Source organism: Microcoleus sp. S13_C3 (genome assembly GCF_036700905.1).
GTDB lineage: Bacteria > Cyanobacteriota > Cyanobacteriia > Cyanobacteriales > Microcoleaceae > Microcoleus.
Genome location: NZ_JAUBPT010000063.1, coordinates 33,680 through 43,346 on the forward strand (window position 1 = coordinate 33,680; position 9,667 = coordinate 43,346).

Annotated in this window: 7 protein-coding genes; 4 read left to right on the forward strand and 3 right to left on the reverse strand. The window is 48.0% G+C overall.

Going from position 1 to position 9,667, the window contains the following annotated elements:
* Positions 1-111: 111 nt before the first annotated feature.
* The gene (locus QUA16_RS18215; protein ID WP_333181285.1) at positions 112-375 is read right to left on the reverse strand and encodes a hypothetical protein; all 264 of its coding nucleotides are present in this window, start codon (positions 373-375) and stop codon (positions 112-114) included.
* Positions 376-590: 215 nt separating this feature from the next.
* Between QUA16_RS18215 and QUA16_RS18220 the strand changes: the two genes are divergently transcribed.
* A complete protein-coding gene (locus QUA16_RS18220) occupies positions 591-833 on the forward strand; it encodes a helix-turn-helix domain-containing protein (protein ID WP_190745066.1) in 243 nt (80 codons plus the stop codon).
* Positions 834-1,246: 413 nt separating this feature from the next.
* On the opposite strand, the gene QUA16_RS18225 is transcribed toward QUA16_RS18220, so the two are convergent.
* Entirely contained in the window at positions 1,247-2,485 is a 1,239-nt protein-coding gene (locus QUA16_RS18225; protein ID WP_333104794.1) for an LL-diaminopimelate aminotransferase, read from the reverse strand.
* Positions 2,486-2,748: 263 nt separating this feature from the next.
* Here QUA16_RS18225 and QUA16_RS18230 point away from each other — a divergent pair, with 263 nt between their 5' ends.
* Complete coding sequence (locus QUA16_RS18230) at positions 2,749-3,840, forward strand: hypothetical protein (protein ID WP_333104793.1); 1,092 nt, start codon at positions 2,749-2,751, stop codon at positions 3,838-3,840.
* Between the two features lie 175 nt (positions 3,841-4,015).
* On the opposite strand, the gene QUA16_RS18235 is transcribed toward QUA16_RS18230, so the two are convergent.
* Positions 4,016-4,165, reverse strand: coding sequence for a hypothetical protein (locus QUA16_RS18235; RefSeq protein ID WP_333104792.1), 150 nt, complete (start codon positions 4,163-4,165; stop codon positions 4,016-4,018).
* A gap of 46 nt (positions 4,166-4,211) precedes the next feature.
* Here QUA16_RS18235 and QUA16_RS18240 point away from each other — a divergent pair, with 46 nt between their 5' ends.
* Both QUA16_RS18240 and QUA16_RS18245 read left to right on the forward strand, forming a co-directional pair.
* On the forward strand, positions 4,212-5,966 hold the full coding sequence (locus QUA16_RS18240; RefSeq protein ID WP_333104791.1) for a DUF3352 domain-containing protein: 1,755 nt from the start codon (positions 4,212-4,214) through the stop codon (positions 5,964-5,966).
* Positions 5,967-7,580: 1,614 nt separating this feature from the next.
* Positions 7,581-9,667 (forward strand): two-partner secretion domain-containing protein (locus tag QUA16_RS18245; RefSeq protein WP_333181286.1); only part of this gene is annotated, 2,087 nt, incomplete at its 3' end.

The following is a 9,667-nucleotide window of genomic DNA, read 5'->3' on the forward strand; positions in this document are numbered from 1 at the left end:
GTTCTTGATAAGAATACAAGATATCTATTGAGTTTAGCACGGGCAACGAGAAGAGATTCGCGATCGCACTTTTGACTGAATTCTAGAAAGATCGATCGCACATTTATGACTTCATTGAAGCCAGATTAATTTGACTAACAGACTCATGATTTCTCCCTGATCGGGTGTAATAATGATGCGGTTGTCGGGAATGGCTATCGGATGAGTCCAACGAACAGCTTCCTCGTAGCGCAATGCGTGCAGTTGGTGGATAGTTCGCCGTACCCCCAGCGGCGAACCGATGATGACGTGACGGACTGCTTCGCGATCGCCCTCAAAGGTTTGGTTGGTTAAAACATTCGGCGATGTTTGGTTCGATGATGAATCTTGCAACATAGCTTTGACGAATAATTTTGGATAGGTTTGATGCTTTGTAACGGTAAAACCGCGTACAATAACAAGTTGAAGAAAAGACAGCAATTCCCCTACAGCACAAGTGGCTTACCTGGTGCGGTCTAATCTCTATTAGCTTAAATCTAAATCAATTTAGGGTAGATATCAATTATTTTAGGCAAAACCCAAATAAATTAATATAACTTAACAAATAGCCTATGGAAACCTCAGAAAGAGCCGATCGATCGCCCCTAATGCGACTGAGAGTTCAGCGGTTTATGACTCAAAAGCAGCTAGCAGAGGCACTTGGCGTTACGGAAGCGACGGTAAGCAACTGGGAAGCTGGGCGATCGGTACCGAAGCTAACGCCTGTTCAATATAAGAAGTTGCTAGAGATTCTGCAAATTACTTCTGCTGAATTACCAGACCAATTTGGTTTTCCTAGCGATGCTGATGGATAGAAAACGGAATATTATAATTGAGGCGTTTTATTTAAACGAACTCATACAATGTTTTGAAAAAATGCCTGTTCCACAACATATCAATTTCTTGTGAGGTGGGCATCTTGCCGCCCACTTCAACAGGCAAGATGCCTGTTCCACAACACATCAAATTTCTTGTGGGGTGGGCCGAAGAGCGCGCCCAAATCAACAGGCAAGATGCCTGTTCCACAACTAATCAATTTCTGGTGGGGTGGGCAAGATGCCCGCCCAAAGAAACAGGCAAGATGCCTGTTCCACAACCTATCAATTTCTTGTGGGGTGGGCCGAAGAACCCGCCCAAATCAACAGGCAAGATGCCTGTTCCACAACATATCAATTTCTTGTGGAGTGGGCCGAAGAGCCCGCCCCAAAAAGATTTATCTCTCGCCCTTTTAAACCTTAAACTTCTCCACAATCCGTCTCATCGCCTCTTCCACATTCTCCCGACTATTAAACGCCGAAATGCGGAAATAACCCTCACCCGCCGCACCAAAACCAGAACCCGGAGTTCCCACCACATTGCAAGTTTCCAGCAACTTCTGAAAGAAATCCCAACTCGACAAACCGTGAGGCGTTTTCACCCACACATAAGGTGCATTTTCGCCACCAAAAACCTCGATTCCCGCCGCTGTCAATTTCTCGCGAATAATCGCAGCATTTTCCATGTAAAAATTGACTAAAGCCTGAATCTGTGCCTTGCCAGCCTCTGAATAAACCGCCTCAGCACCGCGCTGCACGATGTAAGAAACTCCGTTAAACTTAGTAGATTGGCGGCGGTTCCACAGCTTCCAAATTTCGACATCGGAACCATCTGCTGCTTTTCCAGTCAAAGTCTTCGGTACAACTGTCAGCGCGCAGCGAGTACCGGTGAAACCAGCATTTTTTGAGAAAGAACGAAATTCGATCGCACAATCCCGCGCCCCTTCAATTTCGTAGATAGAATGCGGTAAACTCGGATCGGTAATATACGCTTCGTAAGCCGCATCGAAGAAAATAATCGAACCGTTAGCTTTAGCATAATTTACCCAAGCTTGCAAGTGTTCCTTGGTTGCAGTTGCCCCCGTCGGGTTATTCGGGAAACACAAGTAAATTAAATCGACTTTTTTGTCAGTGGGAATTTCCGCAGTAAAATTGTTTTCCGCTGTAATTGGCAGGTAAACTAAACCCCCGTATTCGCCATTTTCGTTCGCATCTCCCGTGTGTCCAGCCATCACGTTAGTGTCTACATACACCGGATAAACTGGATCGGTAACTGCGATCGTGTTATTGTTGCCAAAGATATCGAGAATATTGCCACAATCGCACTTAGAACCATCAGAAATAAAGATTTCCGAAGCATCAACATCGCATCCCCGCGACTTGAAATCGTGCTCGGCAATTTTCTCCCGCAGCCACTCATAACCTTGTTCCGGGCCGTATCCTTTAAAGGTATCCCGCGAGCCCATGTCTTCCACCGCCTTCACCATCGCCTCCCGACAAGCAGCCGGTAGTGGTTCCGTTACGTCGCCAATCCCCAGCCGGATGATGGGCGCTTGGGGATTCGCCTCTGCATAGGCTTTCACCCTGCGCCCAATTTCGGGAAACAGGTAGCCAGCTTTGAGTTTGAGGTAGTTGTCGTTGATAGTTGCCATAGTTCGATCGCTAGAAATGTCGTAGAATAGCTTACTCCCAATTGTCTCTCTCAAGCAGCAGCAAGTTCGGCAACCAGCAATGTACGGGATTTAACGGATGTAACGGATGGATGTTCAGCCAAGACAAAGATTTTCCCCAATCGAACACTCGAACACTCTGCTAATTCGCCATTACAGGCAATCTGCGTACTTGCTCAACAGCCATTGACCAAAAAATCAAATCTGCTTGTATAATCAAAATAGTGTGCAGCGCAGAAACAATTATGGACGAGATCGAGTACGCCAAACTCTATCAGGAACTGGCGGCAATTCTGGATGAGTTTAATTTGGGTTGGGTAGTTCAACAAGTAGCCGATACTGTAGAGATAGGCAAAGTAATTGAAGAGCGATCGCTCAAACGAAAAACACCTCTGCTGAAGATAGAAGATTATACCGCAAAAGAACAACTTTTGCTGTTAATTAATGCTGTCGAACAAGCGACGGTCAACACTTCCGAAATGGAAGACGAAATTGCTTATTTCTTGAAAGTAGAATCAGAAACATCTCCTCTCGGCACAAAAATTACCTTTGCCAATTCAGGTGCCCAAACAGCCAAAACAATCGAGTTTACCTCCAGCGTCACAGCCCCCCGTCACAAACAGGCGATCGCCCTCAAGAACTTGCTGGAAAAACTGCCCTCTGGGCCGAGCAACTACGCCATCAATTCCGAAATTAAAAGCAAATTAAAAAGCTCGATCGATCCCGATTTTAACACAGCGGCAGAACAAGCCAGAATTTTTGACACTTACCTCTTCACCATCCTGCTAAAAGCAGTTGCTAATGAAGGCGGTACTATTTATTACAACAATGTTTTAGACGACGAAACACCGAAATATTTAACATTTAGAAAAACGGCGGGAAAAATCCACGGAACTGCACATCCATACACTCATGCTGTTGTGGAATTTCCCGACAAACCAGCCCTGGAAGTTCACCTAGGAGTAAAAGTCCAAGGTAGAGCCGGAGTTCTGCACAACTGCAACGTTTTAATTTTGTACCAAAAAGAAGCAAATATCTGCCGCTTGCTCAACCGCGAACCCCGGCACTCGCAGGTAATTTTAGCAGTAAAATCGGAACACAGCACCTCAGAACTTAAACTAGAAATGGCTGGTGCTTTTATCGGCTTAGCGTCAGACATTCGCTACGAAGGCGGCAGCTATTTCATTTCTAACAGTTACTCGCAACCCGTAGCAAAATTGCTAACTACCGCTCGCAAAAAATGGGAACTCAACATTTTTCCTAGCGCCACAAACGATGTCCACCGGCTGATGTACTCGTTTCAAACTATCTTTAAAGACTTTAAGGCCAGAAACTAACATCAGGGAATTGGGGATTGGGCATCGGGCATCGGGAATTGGGGATCGGAAGTAGTTAGTGTAGGACTTATGCGTAAATACCAAAGAAACCAGGTTTTTTACCAGGATTCAACGCTCAAATCCAGTATTTAGTAAAAGAAACGGTTTCTGCGTCTAGGACTATAGTGGCTAGTGGTTACTTGTTAGTAGTTTTTCTAATAACAAATAAAAACCAACAAATTACCAATGCCCCATGCCCGATGCCCAATTCCCAATTCCCGATGCCCAATGCCCCATGCCCCATGCCCCATGCCCCATGCCCCATGCCCCATGCCCCATGCCCCATGCCCAATATAATTTATGATGTTGCGAGCACCCGAACCTTACGAATAATGTTTAAGAAAGATAAATCTTCCCTGCTGTTTACGATCGGAGCCGCCACACTTCTGATCGGTTTAGGCTTTGTCACCTACTACCTCGTCATTTCCCGTGGGCCCGCCAAAGATTTGCCAGCGGGGGCAACGGTTGTCCCCCAAGATACGATGATGGCCCTATCCATCAGCACCGATGAATCGCAGTGGAATAAACTGCGAGAATTTGGCACGCCGGAGTCAAAAGCTTCGTTTGAGAGGTTTTTAACGGAAATGCGCGATCGCCTCCTCACCAGCAACGGCTACGCCTACCAGCAAGACATTCAACCCTGGGTGGGTAACACAGCAATGGTAGCCTTTCTCCGCAACAAAATAGCTATACCAGCCCCCTCGCCCGCACCCAACGCGCCCCCATCTCCGCCAATTCAACAGTCAGTGGCAATTATCCTGCCAATTGCCAACCCGATCAAAGCCAAAGAATTATTAGCAAAACCCAAGCCTCTCAGCCAAGGAAAAATAGTTGAGCGTAATTATAAAGGCGTCCAAGTCACAGAAACTCAAGGGGTACCCGATCGCAATTTCTCAGTCGCGGTACTCGGCACAAACTATCTAGCAGTCACCACAGATCCTAGCGCTACAGACAGAATAATCGACACATACAAAGGTGAACCTTCCCTAGCCAAAACCCCTGGCTATGCAGACGCCATAGACAAAATAAAAAGTCCGGGCGCCTTCGGTCAAATCTACGTCAATATGCCAGTTGCCGCCGCCTATGCCGCCGCCAACTCAGCCCGTGAAATTTCGCCAGAAAACCTCGAAAAACTGCAACAAAATCAAGGGTTTGCCACCACAGCGACGCTGGAAGAAGAAGGAATTGCCTTCAAATCAGTCTCTTGGCTAAAACCAGATTCTACCAGACGGATAGCAGTAGAAAACAATGCTCTAAAAATGGTTGACCGCCTGCCAAGCAATACAATAATGATGGTATCTGGCGGCAACTTGCAGCGTTTGTGGCAAGACTACGTATTGGGAGCCGAGGCCAACCCGATTTCCCCGATTAATCCCCAAGTTTTACGCACAGGTTTAAAATCCACTACCGGCATGGATTTAGATAAAGACTTGATGAACTGGATGGCGGGAGAATTTTCTCTATCATTAATACCAGCGCCCGCCCAGAATCCCAGAGACAAATTTGCTGCCGGATTTGTATTTATGGTGGAAACCAACAACCAGGGCGCAGCCGACAAATCCCTGAAACAGCTTGATGAAACGATGAAAATGAAAGGGTTTAGAGTGGAGGAAATTCAAGTCGGCGGCAAACCGGCGATTAAATGGACATCGCCGTTTGGAGGGATTACGGTAACTCGCGGCTGGATGAACAATGTAGCGTTTATGACAGTAGGAGCTCCCGTGGTTGATGCGATCGTTCCGGCGCCGAAAAGTCCGCTTTTAAGCAGCGAACTGTTCCAGAAAACAGTACGATCGGAACTTAAACCCCACAACGGCAATTTCTTCATCGACACCGAGACGGCGTTTAATCCGAAAAACCTAGCTTTGCCGGAGTTTCCTCCCAGCCAAAAAATGTGGATTGACGCCACGCGGTCGATCGGCGTTACAGCGGCCGTCATTGGCGATCGTACCACCCGTTATGACGCTTTTGTCGGTCTCAAAAAATCCACCCAATCCACTCCTTCTGCAAATCCTTCACCGCGCCCTGCTTCACCGCGCCCTGCTTCACCCAGTCCCTCGCCCACTGTCCAAACTTCACCCAATTAACTCTTAAATCCTGCCACAAATCCGCCTGCACACCCCCTTAAACACCCACAGGGCGAGCGATTAAAACCCAAAAGCAGGCGATCGCAATCGGCAATAGTGGACTTGACTATAAGAGGGAAATAGAGCCGGATTTAAGTAGTTTTACTTCACAAAACCTCACACAAATAAACCAAACAACCCGGTTTTTTATTTAAATAAACCGGGTTTTTGAACACCCTAACAATTTGACTTATATCATGTCCGGTCGATTACCCTGATTCCTGTAGGGGCGGGTTCACCAATAATATTTGCCAAAAAGGGACAATCTCACAAACCCGCCCCGGCAATTGTATTATGGGCGATCGATCGGACATGATATTACTGAAGAATAATTCAGAATTAAACAGCCAGAATCCAGAAGGGATTCTGTGCGACAGGATGGAGAATCGAGGTTTAAAGCCCCCGATTTTAATCGTGGATCACAAAAAATTCTTTCCGTGACCGTTAACCCTCACTTCAGGCATGGGGTATTGGGAATTCAGAATTCTGTCTTCTGACCGAAAGCACCCACCATACAAGCCCCCGGATTCATTCCGAAAGCAGACTCAAGACCCAGAAATAAAAAACCTGTATCCGATGAAACTTGCCCCCGAATTTATCCGTGGGGTCAATGCTTAAATCTAAAATCTAAAATCTAAAATCTAAAATCCCTTGACTCCTTCTCATTTCTTCTTTCCCTAATTTTAAGTTTCGGCAAGTGTCGAGTATTTTTTGTTTTCTATAAAATATTTGGGGATGTTTCCGGGTCAGTATTGGACGCAGAAACCTAGTTTTTGAACCCCTATACTTCCTTCAGACTATCAATAATAGTTAAAGAAACGGGTTTATAGGCGTCGGAGAGCCTCTAGAAAGGCCGTTTTTGTTATGTTTTATTAATATGTCATGGGGAAGATACAGAGCCTAGGCATTTCGAGTTATATTTAGATTGTGGAAAAGATACGCTGAGAAAATTGCCAAAGCAAAGGCCATTTCTACCCATTGACTCCTGAATGCACTTGCAGTCAGAAACCCGGTTGCTTCATAAAGATAGCGTCTTCAACCGTTCCGAAAAACCTATGCAGATATTGGCCTTCCTAGTCAGCACCTGTACAACATCGGAACGTGCAGTCAAGCGTCTTAACTGACTACGTTCATCTGGTCATAACACCGTGATGTAAACGCCAGCATTATGCACTGTCGAAGGCGATTAATGAACGAGTGAACAGGTTTATAGCCAAGCGTGTCGCTTTCCTAACAAGGGAACGTGAACATTTACCAGGCAAACCTTACTTAGCAATAAGACTGACAGAATAGCTCACAAATACCCCCTCTGAAAATGAGGGGTAGATTTCCAATCTTCTACGAAATTGACCAGACACAGCACAGATGTGCAACTCTTTAGTGACACAGCCGTCCACCCAAGTTTTTTCTACAAAGCCGGTTTCTTTATTTAATTTCTGTGATTTATAGCGGTTCTCAAGCGTAGTGAGGTATGGGGTTAGTCCTATGCCCTATGCCCTATGCCCTATGCCCTCTGTCCTATGAGCACCTCATGTTACTGAGAAAGACTATATATATTTTACCCATTAAAAACCTATGAAAACCGTCAAAAATATTCAAAAAACGTCGAAATTCCTCTCAAAAGCAAGAATAAGCAAACTGACACTTGCTCTGCAAATAGTCTTAATAAATCTTTACTTTGTGCAAGCCAAAGCAGAAGGTCAAACAATTGTTCCAGCGGCGGACGCAACGGGCACTACCGTCACTCCCGCAGCCCAAAACGGAACTGCTGGGCAGCCAACCCGCTTCGATATTCAAGGCGGAAAATTATCGAGCGATCGACAAAATCTTTTCCACAGCTTTAAAGAATTCGGCTTGTCGGAAAATCAGATTGCCAACTTTATATCAAACCCCAACATTCGCAACATTTTAGCGGGCATAGGCGGCGGCAACCCCTCGATTATTAACGGCTTAATTCAAGTAACCGGCGGCAATTCTAACTTGTTTCTGATGAATCCATCCGGCATCATATTTGGCAACAGTGCCAGCTTAAACGTGCCGGCTTCTTTCACAGCAACCACCGCCACCGCTATTGGATTTGGTTCAAACTCGTTTAACGCTGTCGGTACTAGCACTTACACATCTCTGACAGGCGCGCCCAATTCCTTTACTTTTGGAGCCGATCGAGCAGGGGCAATTATCAGCACGGCAGACTTAGCAGTCAAGTCAGGGCAGAACTTAACCTTGCTCGGCGGCACCGTTGTCAGCACCGGCAGCGTTTCGGCCCCAGGCGGTCAAATTACCGTAGCATCAGTCTCCGGGACAAATTTAGTGCAGATCCGCCAGCGAGGCAATTTGCTGAGTTTGGAAATCGAGCCGCCCTCAGCGACGAGCACCACAGAAAGATCCAGCACAGCTTCGACATTCTCGATCGCAACCTTGCCCGAACTACTCACAGGTATCGGTAAAACAAACGCTACAGGCCTCAGCGTCAATGCCAGCGGTGAAGTGGTACTCACGGCGTCTAACCGAGCATTAGCTGCGGGGGACGTAGCACTAAAAGAGGCAAACGCTCGGGCGATCGAAATTCAAGCAGCCAACACCATTGCAGTCAGCGGAAACCTGACAAGTTCCCAAGGCGGCGCGATCGCCCTAGAAGCTAGGGGCGACATTAGCACTGCGGATCTCGACTCCCACTCCGACACCACCGCAGGCGGCAACATCAGCGTCACCAGCCGTACAGGAAAAGTAGAAACAGGCAATATCAACGCAAAATCGAGCGACAAAACCAGCAACGCCGGACACGTTAGTATTGCAGCACCCTCAAGCAGCATTCAAACAGGATTCATAGACGCCAACTCCGAAGAAAAACAAGGCGGCGAAGTCACCCTCAACGCCCGCAACGACATCCAAGTAACCCATATCAACACCGAAGGCCGAACAGGCGGAGGAGATATTGACATTACAGCCGGCCGTTATTTCCGAGCCACAGGCACTTTCACAAACGATAACAACTGCTTGTCGCAAGCTTGCAGCATTTCCGCATCCACGACTGGTAGCGCTAATGGTGGAGATATCACCTTTCGCCACGGTGGCGAAGCCTCGAACACTCCTTTCAGCGTCGGGGCCGACTATAACAAACTCAACGGTACTGCTGGCAGCATTGCCACTGGGGGTCCAAAGAAGGAAAATGTTATTACGCAGGGAAGTTATTTCAGCCCCGACCCTCAGATAGTACAGCCGACCCAAATTAACATTACGGCTTCTTCTGTCTCGCCCACACCCGCACCGACACCAGCACCGACACCAGCACCGACACCAGCACCGACACCAGCACCGACACCCGCACCGACACCCGCACCGACTCCAGCGCCGACTCCAGCGCCGACTCCAGCGCCGACTCCAGCGCCGACACCAGCACCGACTCCAGCGCCGACTCCAGCGCCGACTCCAGCACCAGCGCCGACTCCAGCGCCGACTCCAGCACCAGCGCCGACTCCAGCGCCGACTCCAGCACCAGCGCCGACTCCAGCGCCGACTCCAGCACCAGCGCCGACTCCAGCGCCGACTCCAGCACCAGCGCCGACTCCAGCGCCGACTCCAGCACCAGCGCCGACTCCAGCGCCGACTCCAGCACCAGCGCCGACTCCAGCGCCGACTCCAGCACCAGCGCCGACTCCAGC